The organism is Streptomyces sp. NBC_00461 (assembly GCF_036013935.1).
GTDB lineage: Bacteria > Actinomycetota > Actinomycetes > Streptomycetales > Streptomycetaceae > Streptomyces.
The window spans coordinates 10008385-10024021 of sequence record NZ_CP107902.1 but is presented as its reverse complement, the minus strand read 5'-3'; the positions used below and the strand labels follow the sequence as shown (position 1 = coordinate 10024021).

Annotated in this window: 15 protein-coding genes; 8 read left to right on the top strand and 7 right to left on the bottom strand. The window is 71.5% G+C overall.

From position 1 onward, the window contains the following. Window positions 1–17: 17 nt before the first annotated feature. Window positions 18–1325, top strand: a complete 1308-nt coding sequence (locus OG870_RS46285) for an alpha/beta fold hydrolase (RefSeq protein WP_405626665.1) — start codon at window positions 18–20, stop codon at window positions 1323–1325. A gap of 22 nt (window positions 1326–1347) precedes the next feature. On the opposite strand, the gene OG870_RS46280 is transcribed toward OG870_RS46285, so the two are convergent. Next, a complete protein-coding gene (locus OG870_RS46280; protein ID WP_266588068.1) occupies window positions 1348–2028 on the bottom strand; it encodes an alpha/beta family hydrolase in 681 nt (226 codons plus the stop codon). Between the two features lie 218 nt (window positions 2029–2246). On the opposite strand from OG870_RS46280, the gene OG870_RS46275 reads away from it, so the two are divergent. Continuing rightward, the gene (locus OG870_RS46275) at window positions 2247–2981 is read left to right on the top strand and encodes an FAD binding domain-containing protein (RefSeq protein WP_327692238.1); all 735 of its coding nucleotides are present in this window, start codon (window positions 2247–2249) and stop codon (window positions 2979–2981) included. 88 nt (window positions 2982–3069) lie between these two features. On the opposite strand, the gene OG870_RS46270 is transcribed toward OG870_RS46275, so the two are convergent. Beyond that, entirely contained in the window at window positions 3070–3810 is a 741-nt protein-coding gene (locus OG870_RS46270) for a GntR family transcriptional regulator (RefSeq protein ID WP_266528203.1), read from the bottom strand. Window positions 3811–4020: 210 nt separating this feature from the next. Between OG870_RS46270 and OG870_RS46265 the strand changes: the two genes are divergently transcribed. The 6 genes from OG870_RS46265 to OG870_RS46240 all read left to right on the top strand — a co-directional run bounded on the left by OG870_RS46265 (window position 4021) and on the right by OG870_RS46240 (window position 10163). Continuing rightward, window positions 4021–5172, top strand: coding sequence for an ABC transporter substrate-binding protein (locus OG870_RS46265; protein WP_266588064.1), 1152 nt, complete (start codon window positions 4021–4023; stop codon window positions 5170–5172). Beyond that, window positions 5169–6065, top strand: coding sequence for an ABC transporter permease (locus OG870_RS46260; protein ID WP_327692237.1), 897 nt, complete (start codon window positions 5169–5171; stop codon window positions 6063–6065). Before OG870_RS46265 ends, OG870_RS46260 begins: the two co-directional genes overlap by 4 nt. Next, the gene (locus OG870_RS46255) at window positions 6053–6883 is read left to right on the top strand and encodes an ABC transporter permease (protein ID WP_327692236.1); all 831 of its coding nucleotides are present in this window, start codon (window positions 6053–6055) and stop codon (window positions 6881–6883) included. Before OG870_RS46260 ends, OG870_RS46255 begins: the two co-directional genes overlap by 13 nt. After that, window positions 6880–7965, top strand: coding sequence for an ABC transporter ATP-binding protein (locus OG870_RS46250; RefSeq protein ID WP_266588058.1), 1086 nt, complete (start codon window positions 6880–6882; stop codon window positions 7963–7965). Before OG870_RS46255 ends, OG870_RS46250 begins: the two co-directional genes overlap by 4 nt. Window positions 7966–8075: 110 nt before the next feature. Then, entirely contained in the window at window positions 8076–9557 is a 1482-nt protein-coding gene (locus tag OG870_RS46245; RefSeq protein WP_266588056.1) for an HAD-IA family hydrolase, read from the top strand. A 138-nt stretch (window positions 9558–9695) separates the two neighbouring features. Further along, window positions 9696–10163 carry a hypothetical protein gene (locus OG870_RS46240; protein ID WP_266588054.1) on the top strand — a complete coding sequence of 156 codons (468 nt, stop codon included), beginning with the start codon at window positions 9696–9698 and terminating at the stop codon, window positions 10161–10163. A gap of 33 nt (window positions 10164–10196) precedes the next feature. Here OG870_RS46240 and OG870_RS46235 read toward each other — a convergent pair whose 3' ends face one another. The 5 genes from OG870_RS46235 to OG870_RS46215 form a co-directional block, all read right to left on the bottom strand. After that, window positions 10197–10514, bottom strand: a complete 318-nt coding sequence (locus tag OG870_RS46235) for a hypothetical protein (protein ID WP_266528182.1) — start codon at window positions 10512–10514, stop codon at window positions 10197–10199. A 111-nt stretch (window positions 10515–10625) separates the two neighbouring features. Next, a complete protein-coding gene (locus tag OG870_RS46230) occupies window positions 10626–11621 on the bottom strand; it encodes an MASE1 domain-containing protein (RefSeq protein WP_266588052.1) in 996 nt (331 codons plus the stop codon). Between the two features lie 50 nt (window positions 11622–11671). Then, window positions 11672–12532, bottom strand: a complete 861-nt coding sequence (locus OG870_RS46225; RefSeq protein WP_266588050.1) for a PP2C family protein-serine/threonine phosphatase — start codon at window positions 12530–12532, stop codon at window positions 11672–11674. A 168-nt stretch (window positions 12533–12700) separates the two neighbouring features. After that, complete coding sequence (gene pgm / locus OG870_RS46220) at window positions 12701–14341, bottom strand: phosphoglucomutase (alpha-D-glucose-1,6-bisphosphate-dependent) (protein ID WP_266528173.1); 1641 nt, start codon at window positions 14339–14341, stop codon at window positions 12701–12703. 81 nt (window positions 14342–14422) lie between these two features. Next, window positions 14423–15616 carry a serine hydrolase domain-containing protein gene (locus OG870_RS46215; protein ID WP_266928156.1) on the bottom strand — a complete coding sequence of 398 codons (1194 nt, stop codon included), beginning with the start codon at window positions 15614–15616 and terminating at the stop codon, window positions 14423–14425. Window positions 15617–15637 lie beyond the last annotated feature (21 nt).

Here is a 15637-nt window from a genome sequence, read left to right as displayed (position 1 = left end):
AGCCGGCGCCGCCATATCTGCTGGCCGTCGCCGTCAGCACCGCCACGTGTCTCGGCGTCAGCTCCCTGCCGGCCACTGCCGTTCAGCCGGCCGGTCCCGTGGTCTCCCGCGGTGTGACGATCCCGGAGTTCTACACCCCGCCCGCCGACCTGCCCTCGGCCGACGGCGCCCTGGTGCGCAGCGAGCCCCTTCCCCTCGCGCTGAGCCTGCCGGGCATCGACGGGCCGCTGCCGGGCACGGCCACCCGCCTGATGTACAAGTCCACCGACTCGGGAGGCCGTCCGGTGGCGGTCACCGGCGCCTACATCGAACCGGCCGCCGCATGGAAGGGCAGCGGAGCACGGCCCCTGGTCGCCGTGGCGCCCGGCACCATGGGTCAGGGCGACCAGTGCGCGGCCTCCCTCGGGATGCAGCACCCGCTCCGGTTCAACGGCCGGACGGTCTCGGTCGGTTACGAGGACCTGGCCGTCTACCGCCTGCTGGCCAAGGGCATCGCCGTGGTCGTCACCGACTACCCGGGCCTGGGTGCGACCGACCGGCTGCACACGTACGTCAACAGAGTGGACGAGGGCCACGCCGTCCTCGACGCCGTCCGTGCGGCACGCTCCCTGCCGGGCACCTCGATCACATCCGGTTCGCGCGTGGCGCTGTTCGGCTACAGCCAGGGCGGCGGCGCGACCGCTGCGGCCGCCGAACTGCAGCCCTCCTACGCTCCCGACGTCACCCTTGCCGGAACCTACTCGGGCGCCCCGCCGGCCGACCTGACGGAGGTCACCAAGGCGATTGACGGCAGCGACCTGGCGGGTGCGCTGGGCTGGTCGGTCAACGGTTTCCTGCAGTCCGACCCCGCCCTCCGGCCGATCGCCGACGCCCACCTCAACGCCGCGGGCCGGGCGGCTCTCAAGGATCTGTCGACGATGTGCGTGGGCGACGCGCTGCTCGCCTACAACTCGGTGCACAGCACCGGTTGGACCACGGACGGGCGATCCGTCAGCGACATCATCCAGTCCGAGCCGGCGCTGAAGGCCTTCCTGGACGAGCAGCGGATCGGCACGATGAAACCCGCGTCACCGGTGCGGGTCGCCACCGGCACCGGCGACGACCTCGTGCCTCACGCGCAGGCGCGACGCCTCGCCGCCGCCTGGTGTGCGAAGGGTGCCGACGTCGCCTACAAACCCGTGGTCCTGCCCAACCTGGGACGCGCTCTGATCAACCACTTCGCCCCACTGCTCGCCGACCAGGGCGACGCGATCTCCTGGCTCATCGACCGGCTCAACGCCCGTCCCGCCGCCTCCAACTGCTCCAGCCTGCCGCTCCTGCCCTGACCGGCCGGCGGCGCCGGCCCCGCTACAGGTGGACGGCGCCGTCCGCCGCGTACGCCTGCGCGACCAGCCCCTCGGCGCCCGGTTCCGGCCGCAGCAGGTGGGCGACGATCGCGGTCGTGGCCCGGTGCCAGTCGGCGCTGCGGCGGAGCATCGCGTGGTCGCCGCCCGTGACCACCACCATGCCGGCCTGGGCTCCGGCCTCGCGGGCCCGGCGTATGTAGTCGGCGGATTCGGCGGGAGGGGTCACGCGGTCGTGGTCACCGTGCAGGACCAACAGCCCTACGCCGGCGAGATGGCGGGCGGAGTCCACGGGCGGGCACCAGGGCGCCAGCGCCAGCACGCCGCGTACGAGCGGGTGGGACGCGGCTCGCAGGGCAGCCCTGGCTCCCATCGAGTGCCCCACGAGGACCGTGGGTACGGCTCCCGCCGACCGCTGCAGTTCGTCGAGCGCCCGCAGGGCGTCGTCAGCGGGGTCACCGGTGTTCCAGCCCCGGTGCCGGTAGCGGACCTGCCCGAGCAGGGTGTCCGGGGGTGAGTCCGCGGCGGCGGCCCGCAGTACCGGGCGCATGCGGAGCGCGGCGAGTTGCCAGGGGCGCGCCGTCCGGCGGCTCAGCTCAAGGCCGCCGTGCAGTGTCATGATCGCCGCGGCCGCCGTTGCGGGCGGCGCGTGGCGCACGATCAGCGCGGACTCGTTCCGCTGCATTACCCCACCATTCCTCACGCGTACGGCACCTCTCCACTCCGGACGCCTCATCCTCCCCCGAAGATCCGGGGCGGCGCCGCGGAGGGGGCGCACGCAATGGATCAGTGAGCTCTGTACGCGCCGCCACGCGAGTGAGGAAGATGCGCCGTGTCGGCGGCCTCCTGACCGGGACGCCCGGTACCTCAGGTCCAACTCGTCGAGAAAGCAGGTCGGCTCCTGTGCTGCTACGTCTGCCCGAATCCGTGTCCGAAGCGCAGGAGTGCATCGCCGAAGGAGCTGTACCCGTCGGCGGGGCGACGCTGATCTGGGCGGGCTGGCAACGCGACGGATTCCCCGAGCGGGCGATGTCGCTGCGCAACGTGCCGGAGGCCAATGTCATCGCGAGCGGGGCGCTCGGCGCCGCGGTGGTGCTGAGCCGGATCGACGAGCGCGTGCCCGAGGTGCTGCACCATGCGGCCGCCGGGGTCGGAACGGGAGCCGTGCGCCGCACGGCGACGGTCGGCGGCAACCTGGTCGGCAGTACGCTGCGCTGTCTGCTGCCGGCCGCGCTGGTGCTGAACGCCCGGGGGATCGTGCTCGACCGGGACCGGGTCTTCGAGACCGACCTGGCCGAGGTGGTGGCCAAGCACCACCTCCTGCTCAGCCTCCACTGGCGGGAACCCCTCGTCAGCGGCTATCGCAAGCTGTCCGGCGAGGCGGGGGGAGCGCCGCCGCTCGCCGTCGCCGCCGCGGTGCACGCCCACGACGACGGACTCGACCGCCTCCACGTCGCCGTCCGGGACGGTTACGAGGTCCTCACGGACGACGTCCCCTGCCACGCCGGCGGTGGCGCCGGCGCCGACCGGGCGATCAACGCTCTGGGCGACACGTCCCTCGGCACGCTCCACACCCCGGCGTGGGACGCCGTACGTGAGCACGTCACCCAGCTCCTGGCCCGCCCGGTCAGTCGGTGAGGCCTTTTCACGTCCGGTACTTCGGTCGCCGCCCGGGGGCGGCCGACGATCAACTCTCCATGCTCATACAGGAGTTGAAGGACGCGTCTCACTCCGCCGTCTTGCGGGCCAGCGCGTTGTTGCCTATCGAGTTGTGCACGCTGAAGCTCACGGCGTCCGAGCGGTAGCGGTCGTCGGACCACTCCACGGGGCGTCCTTCGCGGGTGGTCGTGACGCGCCGGACGCGCAGCAGCGGGCTGGTGCGGCGGATGCCGAGAAGGCCTGCGTCCTGCGCGCCGGCGGCGACCGCGTCGATGACGTGCTCACCGTACGCGAAGACGAGACCCGTGTCCTCGAAGAGCTGCTGGGTGACGGACGCGGCGTCCGGGTCGATCGCCTCTACGGCCGGCGAGATCCAGTCGGCGTAGACCGTACGCTCGACCAGGACCGGCTCGCCGTCCAGGCCACGCACCCGCAGGACGTGCAACACCCGTGCCCCCTCGCGCAGTTGGAGGCGGGCGGCGTCCTGTGCGGTGGCCGGCAGATACTCCTGCGACACCACGCGCCCCGTCGCTACCCGGCCCATGGCGCGGGCCCACTGGGCGAAGCTGCGCAGCTCGGCGAAGCTCTGGCTGCGGCGACTCGCGAGGACGACACGGCGGGCGCCCTGCCGGGAGCCGATGAGGCCCTCGGCCGTCAGTGCCGCGACGGCCTGACGGACGGTGCCGCGCGAGACGCCGTAGTGCGCGGCGAGTTCGGTCTCGGCGGGCAGCCTGCTGCCGACCGCGTACTCCTCGCGGTCGATCGCCCTCCGCAGCTCGTCGGCGATCTCCTCGTGTCGCGTCGGCAATGTGTCCCTCCGAGTCGGCAGCTGTGCACAGCGTGACCACCCTAATCGAGACCGCCGGGTGACTGCGCTTTCCCCGAACTGTGCAGGGATTGGGAGGTCACAATTTCGCCACTGTTTACGAACGCGTCACCGCAGGCAGCATTACTGAGGCCAACTTGTTCAGACAAGTTCTCAGTCTAGTGCGTCCCTGCGCCCCCTTCTGGAGTCACCGTGTCCCAGTCGAGAACAGCCGCCCTGTCAGGCTCCCTCGCCGTCGTCGCCGCGCTCGCCCTGAGTGCCTGCGGCGCCGCTCCCGACAACGCGTCGACGACCGCCGACGGCAAGAACGCCGCCACCGCCACCTCCGCCGCCGACTTCGGTGGCCTCGACGCCCTCGTGAAGGCCGCCAAGAAGGAAGGCACGCTGCACGCCATCGCGCTGCCCCGCGACTGGGCCAACTACGGCGCCCTCATCGACGGCTTCACCAAGAAGTACGGCATCAAGATCACGGTCGAGAACCCCGACGGCTCCAGCCAGGACGAGATCAACGCCGTCACCTCGCGCAAGGGCCAGGACCGCACGCCCGACGTTCTGGACCTCGGTAGTTCCTTCGCGCTCAGCGCCGCCCAGCAGGGACTCGTCGCGCCCTACAAGGTGGCCTCCTTCGCCGACATCCCGACCGGGCAGAAGGACCCGCAGGGGCGCTGGTTCAACGACTACGGCGGCTACATCTCCATCGGTTGCGACGCCAAGCGGATCAAGACCTGCCCGACCACGTTCGCCGATCTGCTCAAGCCGCAGTACAAGGGCCAGGTCGCGCTCAACGGCAACCCCACCAAGTCGGGTTCGGCCTTCGGCGGTGTGTACGCGGCCGCGCTCGCGAACGGCGGCTCCTTCGACAACATCCAGCCCGGCCTGGACTTCTTCGCGAAGCTGAAGAAGAACGGCAACTACACGCCCGTCGAGTCGACTCCGGCGACCGTCGAGAAGGGCGAGACGCCGATCAGCATCGACTGGGACTACCTGAACGCCGGTTACGCCGACGAGTTCAAGTCCAAGGGCGTCGACTGGAAGGTGTCGGTGCCGAGCGACGGCCAGTACGCGCAGTACTACTCCCAGGCCATCAACAAGGACGCCCCGCACCCGGCGGCCGCCCGCCTGTGGCAGGAGTACCTGTACAGCGCCGAGGGCCAGAACCTGTGGCTCAAGGGGTACGCCCGTCCGGCACTGATGACGGCCCTGGAGAAGGCCGGCACGCTGGACAAGACGGCCGCGGCCAAGCTCCCGAAGGTCTCCGGGACGCCGTCCTTCCCGACCGAGGCCCAGCAGAGCAAGGCCAAGACTGCCATCGCCGAGGGCTGGGCGAAGGCGATCTCCGGATGACCTCCACCCTCCCGAGGGTCGACACGGCGTCCGCCGCTGCACCGCAGCGGCGGCGCCGTGCGCCCGGCTGGCTCGCCGTCGTCCCGCTGCTCGTGGTCACCGTGATCGCCTTCGGCATCCCGGCGCTGGCCATGCTGAACGGCGCGTTCACGGTCAAGGACCAGGCGACGGGCGCGACTTCGTACACCACGGCGAACCTCACGGACTCCTTGCAGGGCGCCTACCTGACGGCCCTGCTCGGCAGTGTCAAGCTGTCCGCCCTCTCCGCCGCCCTCGCCACCGTGCTCGGCCTGTTCCTGGCGCAGGCCGTGGTGACCTCGCGGTTCCGGGCGCTGCGCGACGCCGTGCTGACCGCCTCCGGGGTACTGGCCAACTTCGGTGGCGTACCGCTCGCGTTCGCCTTCGTCGCCACCCTCGGCAACTCCGGCGTCCTCACCCAGCACCTCGGCCTCAAGGACGCGGGCTGGGACCTCTACAGCTTCTGGGGCCTGACCCTGGTCTATCTGTACTTCCTCATCCCGCTGATGGTGCTCACCATCACCCCGGCCCTGGAGGGGCTGCGCGCCCAGTGGCGCGAGGCCGCCCAGAACAACGGCGCCACCCACGCCCAGTACTGGCGGCACGTGGCCCTGCCGGTGCTCACGCCGTCCCTGCTCGGCGGTTTCGTGCTGCTCTTCGGCAGCGCGTTCGCCGCCTACGCCACCGCCGCCGCCATGGTGGGCAGCTCCGTCCCGCTGGTCACCCTCCAGATCGCCGACGCGATCTCCGGCAACGTCCTGGTCGGACAGGAGAACGTGGCGCTCGCCCTCAGCCTCGACATGGTGCTGGTCGCGGGCCTGGTGATGGCGGTCTACCTGCCCCTGCAACGACGGAGCGCGCGATGGCTCGCCTGAACCCGTGGCGGTGGGTCGTGTTCGGCCTCGCCGCGCTGTACTTCCTCGTCCCGCTGGGCGCCTCCGTGATCTTCTCGGTCGACGTCAACGACCGGATCACCTTCGGCGCCTACAGCCAGATCGTCTCCACCGGCGGCTTCGTCTCCAGCCTGGTGCTGGCCCTGGAACTGGCCGCCGCCACCATCGTCCTGGTGCTGCTGCTCATGGTGCCCGCGATGGTGGCCCTGCGGCTCGGCGCGCCCCGGCTGCGGCCGGTCGTCGAGGTGGTCTGCTCGCTGCCGCTGGTCGTGCCGCCCATCGCGTTCGTCGCCGGGATCAGCACGGTCCTGAAGTGGGGGCCCGACTACCTCTCGCGCACGCCCTTCTTCGAGACGATCGTGGCGATCCAGAACCCGGACTTCCCCTTCGTCCTCGTCCTGGCCTACGTCGTGATGGCGCTGCCGTTCGTCTACCGGGCCCTGGACGCCGGACTGCGCGCGATCGACGTGCCCACCCTCGTCGAGGCCGCCCGCAGCTGTGGCGCGAACCAGACCCAGGCGCTGCTGCGGGCCGTACTGCCGAACCTGCGCGGTGCCCTGCTCAACGCCTCCTTCCTCACCCTCGCCCTGGTGCTCGGCGAGTACACCGTCGCCCACCTTCTGGGCTTCCAGCCCTTCGCGGTGTGGATCGTCGACGTCTCCGGCTCCCAGGCCCAGATGTCCGTCGCCGTCTCCGTGCTCAGCCTGCTGGTGACCTGGGCGCTGCTGCTGGCCCTCGCCGCCCTCGGCGGCCGGAGTGCCTCCTCCCGTACCGTCTCCCGAGGGAAGACAACATCATGACTCTCACAGTCCCCGAGAACGACAGGACCGTCCGGGACGGTGCCGCCACCATCGAGTTCCGCGGCCTGCACCGCCGGTTCGGGGCGACGGTCGCGCTCGACGGCCTCGACCTGACCGTCCAGCCCGGCGAACTGCTCGCCCTGCTCGGCCCGTCCGGCTGTGGCAAGACCACCGCGCTGCGCATGCTCGCCGGGTTCGAGACGCCCGACTCCGGCGCGTTGCTGGTCGACGGGGAGGACGTCACCGGTGTTCCGGCCCACCGGCGCGACGCCGGGATGGTCTTCCAGTCGTACAGCCTCTTCCCGCATCTGAACGCGCTGGACAACGTGGCCTTCGGGCTGCGCATGCGGAAGGTGGCCACGGCCGAACGGCGTTCGCGGGCGGCCGAGTTGCTGGACCTGGTCGGGCTCGCCGACAAGGGCGAGCGGTTTCCGCACCAGCTCTCCGGCGGTCAGCAGCAGCGTGTCGCGCTCGCCCGGGCGCTCGCCCTGCGCCCGCGGGTCCTGCTGCTCGACGAACCGCTGTCGGCGCTGGACGCCAAGGTGCGCACCACCCTGCGCGAGGAGATCCGCCGACTGCAGCAGGAACTCGGCATCACCACCCTGTTCGTCACGCACGACCAGGAAGAGGCCCTGTCGACGGCGGACCGGGTCGCCGTGATGCGGGCCGGCCGGGTCGAGCAGTGCTCCACGCCCACCGAGCTGTACTCCCGCCCGGCCACCGCGTTCGTCGCCGAGTTCGTCGGGACGACGAGCCGGATCCCGGGGGTCATGACCGCGCCGGACACCGTCGAGGTGCTGGGGCGCCGGGTCCCCGCGACCGGCGAGGGCGTCACCGCCGGCGCGGACGTCGACGTACTGCTGCGCCCGGAAGGGGTGGACGTCACGCCCGATCCGGACGCCGGGGCACGGGTGGTGGCCACCGCCTTCCTGGGCGCGTCCACCCGCGTCACGGTACGGCTCCCGGACGGCGTCGAGGTCAAGTCCGACGTGCCCACCCGGCGCGCGGGTGAACTGCCCGTCGGCACACCGGTGGCCGTCGGACTCCAGGACCAGGAGGTCCTGGTGGCGCAGCGGCCGTAGACGGCTGCCCGAAGCTGCCGCAGTGGTCACACCGTCGCCCCGGCGTCCGGGTCCTCCGGGACGCCGAGTGCCGTTTCCCGACTCGGGAAAAGAAGAAAGAGAAGGTTTCCGTGGAAAGCGTTGCGGGTCGTATTCCTGACCCCTCGTTGGCGGCCGTGCTGTTCGACATGGACGGCACGCTCGTCGACACCGAGCGGCTCTGGTGGGAGGCGGTGGAGCAGGTCGCCGGACGGGCCCTGACCGAGGCCGACCGGCCGGACGTGCTCGGCCGGCCGGTCGAGCACACCGCGGCCTGGCTGGGCGCGGCCGGCGGACGGCCCGTCGCCGAGGTCGCCGGAGCGTTGCACCGCGAGTTCGCCGACCGGATCCGAGCGGGCGTCGTCCCCCGCCCCGGGGCCCTTGACCTGCTCGACGCGCTGGCCGCGGAGGACGTGCCCACCGCCCTGGTCACCGCCTCGCCCCGGGATGTCGCCGACACCGTACTGATGTCGCTCGGCGCCCACCGCTTCGCGGTCTCCGTGACCGCCGACGACACCGTCATCACCAAGCCCGCCCCCGATCCCTACCTCGCCGCGTGCCGCGCCCTCGACGTCGATCCGGCCCACTGCGTGGCGGTGGAGGACACCTCCACCGGGGTCAGCTCCGCCGAGGCCGCCGGGTGCGCCGTGCTGGCGGTGCCGTCGCTCGCCCCGATCGACGCGGCACCCGGACGGACCGTGGTGGACAGCCTGGAGGACGTGACCCCGAGCCGGCTGCGGGGCCTGGTCGGCCCCCGGCTGCGCGTCATGAGCTGGAACCTCTGGCACGGCGGCACCAAGGTCGAGGACCACCGCGCCAAACAGCTGAAGGTGATCCTGGACAGCGAGGCCGACGTCGTGGGCCTGCAGGAGACGGCCGGCACGTCGGCCCGGGAACTCGCCGAGGCGCTGGGCTGGCACCACCACCAGGCCGGCGAGAACCTCGGCATCATCAGCCGCCACCCCGTCACGGCCGCCCTCGGCGACCCCGGCGTCGGCTTCTACGGAGCGGCCGGTGCCCGCATCCGCGTCGGCCGCTCGTACGAGGTGGACGTGTGGACGGCCCATCTCCACTACACGCCGTACGGACCGTACGAGGCGGCCTTCGACGGGCTCGGACCGGCCGAGCTGATCGCCCACGAGGACGTACGGCTGGCCCAGATGCGGGAGACCCTGCGGTGGATCGCCGAGTCGGCCGACGCCGCGACGCCCGTGATCCTCACCGGGGACTTCAACTGCCCCTCCCACCTCGACCGGCCGGACGTGGCCTGGCCCGTGACGAGGGCCGCCGAGACCGCCGGTCTGCGCGACTCCTACCGCGAGGCGCATCCCGATCCGGTCCGCGAACCGGGCCACACCTGGTCGCCGATCCACATCCGGCACGAGAACGACGTGACGCGCCCGGAGCCGCAGGACCGCATCGACTACGTCCTGCACAGCGGCCGCGGCCTGGAGGTCGTCGACTCCCGCACCGTCGTCACCGGCGTCCCGCGCGCCTGGCCGGATGTCGCCGACAACGACTGGCCGTCGGACCACGCGGCGGTCCTCACCACCTTCGCGTTGAACCACCGCTGACGACCCGCCGCCAAGAGCCGTCACCGAAGAGCCGTCGCATTGCTCCGTCCGAGTGGTGGATCCCCCCACTCGGTCGTAGCGTCGAAGAAGCGGTCGTAGCGTCGTACGGTCGGTGGGCGACGGCAGCGGGGAGCTGACATGCGCAGGCACACATGGAGTACGGCGGTCACGCTCTGTTTCGCCGCCGCGCTGGCGGCTGCGGCGAGCGCGCCGTCCCAGGCCCGGCCGACGGCGCCGGCGGCCTCGCACACGGTGCGGCAGCAGGCCCGCGTCCCCGTGCTCGTCGACTGCTTCTGGCACGCGGACGTGCGCCCCACCGCCTTCGTGCTGGCCTGCGGTGACGGCAACAGCCGCCTGGCCTCGATGCATTGGTCGCAGTGGGGCCGGACCGCGGCGAAGGCCCGGGGTGTCAACATCGTCAACGACTGCAAGCCCTACTGCGCGGCGGGCAGGTTCCACGCGTACCGCGTCTTCGTACGGCTGGATCACCCGAAGCACTGGAAGAAGCACCCCCGGCTGCAGCACTACACCCGGATGACCCTCGTGTACCAGGGCGCCAGGCCGGACACGTTCCCGCGGACGGTGACCTATCCGCTGTGGAACTGAACTCGCCGCTCAACGGCCCGTTCAGCTGCACGCTCACGCCCCGGAGTCGATGCCGGTGATCACGGCAGGCCCGAGCGGCGCCGTACCGGGATCCAGGCCCGCTGCCTCCAGTGCCGATTCCGCGAGTTGCCGGGCGTCGAGTTCGGCGCGGGGACCGCTGTCCGCCTCGATGGTGAGGCGGATGGTGAAGGTGTTGTCCTCGTTCACGTTGAGGACGTCGAGGTCCTCGGCGCTCCCCATGTGTGTGCGGTGCGGATCGGCCGGGCGCAGGGCGCGCTTCAGCTCCGCTCGCGTTTGTGCTCCGGCGTCGGTGGTGAAGGTGCCGGGCACCGTGATCACGAATGTCGTCATGGCAGTCCTTCCGTCCTTCCGTCCTTCCGTCGCGATCCTTCCGTCGCGATGCACATCGTCCAGTACCCCGCATCGAGGCGTTGCCCACGCAATGCCCCCTCGCGGGTGACGTCATGGCCGGTCATCGGCCTCCACGGGCAACCGGCTCTGCGTGGCCTCCCCCGCGGTGAGGTGTTCCAGAACCTCGACGAGTTCCTGGCAGGCCTGCTCCACCGAGTTTCTGGTGTTGAACTGCTCGGTGATCACCGCTGACAGGAGCAGAGCGGTCAGCGCCATCGCGCCGTTGAACGCCTGGAGTTTGATCATCACTTGGATCCGGGGTATTCCCGCGAACGGTCCGACCTGGTCGGTCGCCGCGATCGTGGCCATGACGGAGGCGAAGAGGGCGCACAGCATGCTGCCCGCGAGCCGGAAGCGCAGGGCCGCCCAGATCAGGAGCGGGTAGACGAGGAACAGCAGGCTCACGGCGCTGTGGGTGGCGAAGGGCACGAGGACGCAGGCGACCAGGGTCAGGCCCACGGCCTCCTTCCAGCGGGGGGTGGGCGGCTGCCGGCGCGCCCCGTACAGCACCAGCAGGACCGGGGTGACGATCAGGACTCCCATCGCGTCACCGGCCCACCAGGCCGACCAGACGAGCCAGAAGCTCTGCGTGGCGAGTTTGCCCGTGAGGACAAGGAGGCCGGCGCCGACGGTCGCGCTGACGAGCGTGGCGGTGAGGGCTCCCAGGAACACCAGGGCGACGCCGTCGCGTAAGCGGGCGAGGTCGGTGCGGAAGCCCACCTTGCACAGCATGTAGTACGCGCAGACGGGGGCGGCGGTGTTGCCGACGAGGGTGCCGATGACGGCGGGCTGGAGTGAGGTGATGGACATGACGACGAACAGTGCGCCGAGGGCGATGCCGGGCCAGGCACGCAGACCGAACAGAAGCAGACAGGCGACCGCGACGCCCATGGGCGGCCAGATGGGTGTGACCACCGCGTCCCCGACGACGAGCTGGCGCAGGAGACCCAGCCGCCCGGCGGCGTAGTAGCAGGCGGCGACGGTCAGCGCCTGGAAGGCGAAGACGGCCGGCCGCCGCAGGTCCTGGATAGCCACCACAGCTGCCATCAGACACCGATGTCAGCCGCTCGGCGAGGCGGGAGAAGGGCGGCCCGGCGCTACGGCCGCCGGTCGGGCCCGTCGGTCCACGGCCGCCGGCGGTCGGGCCCATCGTGTCCGACGACCAGTACGGCCGCGTCGTCCTCGTGGCCGACGCGCTCGGCCACCTTCATCACACCGGCGGCGAGTGCGTCGGCCTCCATCCCGGCGACCGCGGCGATACCCGCGAGCCGCACCACCTGTTCGAGGCCCTCGTCGACATGCAGCGACGGCCCTTCCACCACGCCGTCCGTGAGCAGGACGAACACGCCGCCCGTGGTCAGGCGGTATCGGGAGACCGGGTACTGCACTCCTTCCTCGATGCCGAGGGGCGGCCCGCCCTCGTCCTCGGCGATGCCGGACTGTCCGTCCGCGGTGGCCCAGATGTGGGGGATGTGTCCGGCCCGGGCGCTCTCCAGCACCCCGGTGGACGGGTCGAGCCGCATGAAGGTGCACGTGGCGAAGAGGTCGGTGCCGAGGGAGAGGAGGAGGTCGTTGGTCCGGGAGAGCAGCTCGCCGGGATCGCCGGTGACGGCGGCGAGGGCGCGCAGGCCGACCCTGACCTGGCCCATGAAGGCGGCCGCCTCGATGTTGTGGCCCTGGACGTCGCCGATGGACAGGCCGATGCGCCCGTCGGGCATGGTGAAGGCGTCATACCAGTCGCCGCCCACGTTGAGGCCGTGGAAGGCCGGTGCGTAGCGGACGGCCAGGTGGAGGCCCGGGGCGGCGGGCAGGTCCCGGGGCAGCATGCCGCGCTGCAGGGCGACGGCCAGCTCGACCCGGGAACGCTGCAGCTCCGCCAGCTCGCGTGCCTGGGCGGTCAAGGACCCGAGTCTGGCGAGCAGCTCGTCGCCGTCGTCTGTCGGGCGCTCGAGGGACATGATCACTCCGGCGGGGCCGTGGGCCGTGGCCCCATCGGGGCAAAACCCCAGATTATGCGCTTCAGAGGATGATAGCGACATGGTGGGTGAGGGGACCCCTTCGAGGCTGCGCCGGTTCGCCTCGTCACGGCCCGTCACAGTCGGGCAGCCGCCCTGTCACCCACCGCTTCATCCGCCGAGGGCCGCCATCACCACGTCCTTCGCCTCGTCCTGCACCTGGCGCAGGTGGTCGGGGCCGCGGAACGACTCGGCGTAGATCTTGTACACGTCCTCGGTGCCGGAGGGACGGGCCGCGAACCAGGCGTTCTCGGTGCTCACCTTGATGCCGCCGATGGCCGCGCCGTTGCCCGGGGCTTCGGTGAGCACCCCGGTGACCGCCTCGCCGGCCAGGGTGTCGGCGGTGACCTGCGCGGGCGACAGCTTGGCGAGCAGCGCCTTCTCCTCGCGGGTCGCGGGGGCGTCGATGCGGGCGTAGGCCGGCTCGCCGAAGCGGGCGGTCAGGGCGGCGTAGTGCTCCGACGGCGTCTTACCGGTGACCGCGATGATCTCTGAGGCGAGCAGCGCCAGGATGATGCCGTCCTTGTCGGTGGTCCACACCGAGCCGTCACGGCGCAGGAAGGACGCCCCGGCCGACTCCTCCCCTCCGAAGCCGATCGAGCCGCCCACCAGCCCGTCCACGAACCACTTGAATCCCACCGGCACCTCGACCAGCCGGCGCCCCAGGTCCGCGGCGACCCGGTCGATCATCCCGGACGACACCAAGGTCTTGCCGATGCCCGCGTCGGCCGGCCATTCCTTGCGGTGGGCGTACAGGTAGGAGATGGCCGTGGCCAGGTAGTGGTTGGGGTTCATGAGCCCCGCGTCCGGCGTGACGATGCCGTGCCGGTCGGCGTCGGCGTCGTTGCCCGTTGCGACCTGGAAGCGGTCGCGCTGTTCGATGAGCGAGGCCATCGCGTACGGCGACGAGCAGTCCATACGGATCTTGCCGTCCCAGTCGAGCGTCATGAAGCGCCAGGTGGGGTCCGCGAGGGGGTTGACCACGGTCAGGTCGAGCCGGTGCTGTTCGGCGATACGGCCCCAGTAGCCGACCGACGCGCCGCCGAGCGGGTCGGCGCCGATGCGCACTCCGGCGGCGCGGACCGCGTCCAGGTCGAGCACGTGCGGCAGGTCGGCGACGTAGGCCCCGAGGAAGTCGTGACGGCGGGTGGTCTCGGCAGTGAGGGCCCTGGCGTACGGGATACGCCGTACGTCCTTGAGGCCGGCCGTGATGATGTCGTTGGCCCGGTCCTGGATCCAGGAGGTCGCCTCGGAGCCCGCCGGTCCGCCGCTCGGCGGGTTGTACTTGAAGCCTCCGTCGGCGGGCGGGTTGTGCGAGGGGGTGACCACCACGCCGTCGGCGAGGCCGGAGGTGCGGCCGCGGTTGTGGGTGAGGATGGCGTGCGACACCGCGGGGGTGGGTGTGTAGCCGTCCGCGCTGTCGATGAGCACGGTGACGCCGTTGGCCGCGAACACCTCCAGGGCGGTGACCCGTGCGGGCTCGGAGAGGGCGTGCGTGTCGGCGCCGAGGAAGAGCGGACCGTCGGTGCCCTGGTCGGCGCGGTACTCGCAGATCGCCTGGCTGGTCGCGGCGATGTGGTCCTCGTTGAACGCGGTCGTCAGGGACGATCCGCGGTGTCCTGACGTGCCGAAAGCCACCCGCTGCCCCGGGTCGGCCGGATCCGGGTGCAGCGCGTAGTACGCGGTGACCAGCCGGGCGACGTCGACGAGATCCTCGGGGCCGGCCTGCTGACCCGCTCGCTCGTGCTGCATGTGCCCGCTCCTCCACATCGGTTGACCAAAACGCCTGCCGCCCCATCTTCCCTCGTCATGGCCGCGGCATGCGAGGCCGCGTCAGTGGCCGGACCGGTTCAGCAGCGCGCAGACGAAGTTCTCCTGGACCGAGCGCAGCCGGCTCAACAGGTCCGGCTTCATTTCCTGGTTGATCTGGGTGGTGACGGAGAACGTCAGGGACCGGCGGCCGTCGGGGGTGGCGGCGATCAGCTGGGTGTATCCGGGAAAGTTGCCGGTGTGCCCGAGCACCACGCCGCACCGGGTCGCGTAACGGAAGATGGCGAGACCCGCCATGTTGGCGCCGGGGCCCGCGGGTTCGGACGCGCCCTCGATCCAGCGCCGTTGCTCGCGGACGACGTTTCTGCCGTAGAGCGCACCGCCGGCGTAGCCGCGGATGAAGCGGGTCATGTCGGCGGGCGTGGAGATGATGCCGCCCGACGCCCAGGAACCGGAGGCGCTGAGGGCCTCGCTGACATCCTCCGGGGGCTCGGGCGGGGTCACGTCATAGCCGTGCAGATAGGGCGCGGGGATCCGCCAGTCCTGGGGAAGGCTGGTGTTCCGCAGCTTCAACGGCCGGTAGACCAGCGTGCGCAGCAGTTGCTCGTACGGGGTGCGGGTCGCCGCCTCCGCCATCAGGGCGACGGCGATGTTGTCGGAGTTGGAGTAGCGGTACTCGGTGCCCGGGGGGAAGTTGAGGGGCCGGTCGGCGACGAAGTCGAGCAGGTGGCGGGAGTCGAAGTGGTGGTGCGGGTCGGCCGCGAGGATGCTCAGGAACTCGGCGGACTCCGTGAAGTCCGGCAGGCCGCTGGTGTGGTTGAGGAGTTGTCTCAGGGTGACCTGGTGCCAGGCGCTGGGCAGTTGTGGCAGCCGCTCGCCCAGGGTCTCGTCCAGGCGCAGGGCGTGCCGGTCGACCAGGCTCAGTGCCACCGCTCCGCTGAAGGCCTTCGCCGTGCTGGCGATGCGCATGTGGTCGTCGGGGCTCGGGCGACGGCCCGTGGCAAGGTCGGCGACGCCCGCGCTCACGACCTCGCTCCTACCGTCCCGACGCAGCACTGCGATCACTCCGGGCGGTCCGCCCGGGGCGTGCACGAGCTGCTCCAGCTGGTCGCGCAGGTCGGCGTCGCGCGGTGCGGGAGCGGCGGCGGTACTCGCGGGTGCCTGGCCGAGCGCTGTCACGCAGACGGCGACGACACAGGTCGCGCGCAGCCGGGAACGGAGGCGGAAGGAGCGGGCCGGGGCGGAGCGAAGGGGCATCAGGTCTCCCATGGCAGGCCG

Excerpts from the sequence above, each read along its gene's own strand:
- OG870_RS46280 (WP_266588068.1), bottom strand. The coding sequence starts at position 2,028 with ATGCAGCGGAACGAGTCCGCGCTGATCGTGCGCCACGCGCCGCCCGCA.
- OG870_RS46260 (WP_327692237.1), top strand. The coding sequence starts at position 5,169 with ATGACCTCCACCCTCCCGAGGGTCGACACGGCGTCCGCCGCTGCACCG.
- OG870_RS46255 (WP_327692236.1), top strand. The coding sequence starts at position 6,053 with ATGGCTCGCCTGAACCCGTGGCGGTGGGTCGTGTTCGGCCTCGCCGCG.
- OG870_RS46250 (WP_266588058.1), top strand. The coding sequence starts at position 6,880 with ATGACTCTCACAGTCCCCGAGAACGACAGGACCGTCCGGGACGGTGCC.
- OG870_RS46240 (WP_266588054.1), top strand. The coding sequence starts at position 9,696 with ATGCGCAGGCACACATGGAGTACGGCGGTCACGCTCTGTTTCGCCGCC.
- OG870_RS46235 (WP_266528182.1), bottom strand. The coding sequence starts at position 10,514 with ATGACGACATTCGTGATCACGGTGCCCGGCACCTTCACCACCGACGCC.
- OG870_RS46230 (WP_266588052.1), bottom strand. The coding sequence starts at position 11,621 with ATGGCAGCTGTGGTGGCTATCCAGGACCTGCGGCGGCCGGCCGTCTTC.
- OG870_RS46225 (WP_266588050.1), bottom strand. The coding sequence starts at position 12,532 with ATGTCCCTCGAGCGCCCGACAGACGACGGCGACGAGCTGCTCGCCAGA.
- pgm (WP_266528173.1), bottom strand. The coding sequence starts at position 14,341 with ATGCAGCACGAGCGAGCGGGTCAGCAGGCCGGCCCCGAGGATCTCGTC.
- OG870_RS46215 (WP_266928156.1), bottom strand. The coding sequence starts at position 15,616 with ATGCCCCTTCGCTCCGCCCCGGCCCGCTCCTTCCGCCTCCGTTCCCGG.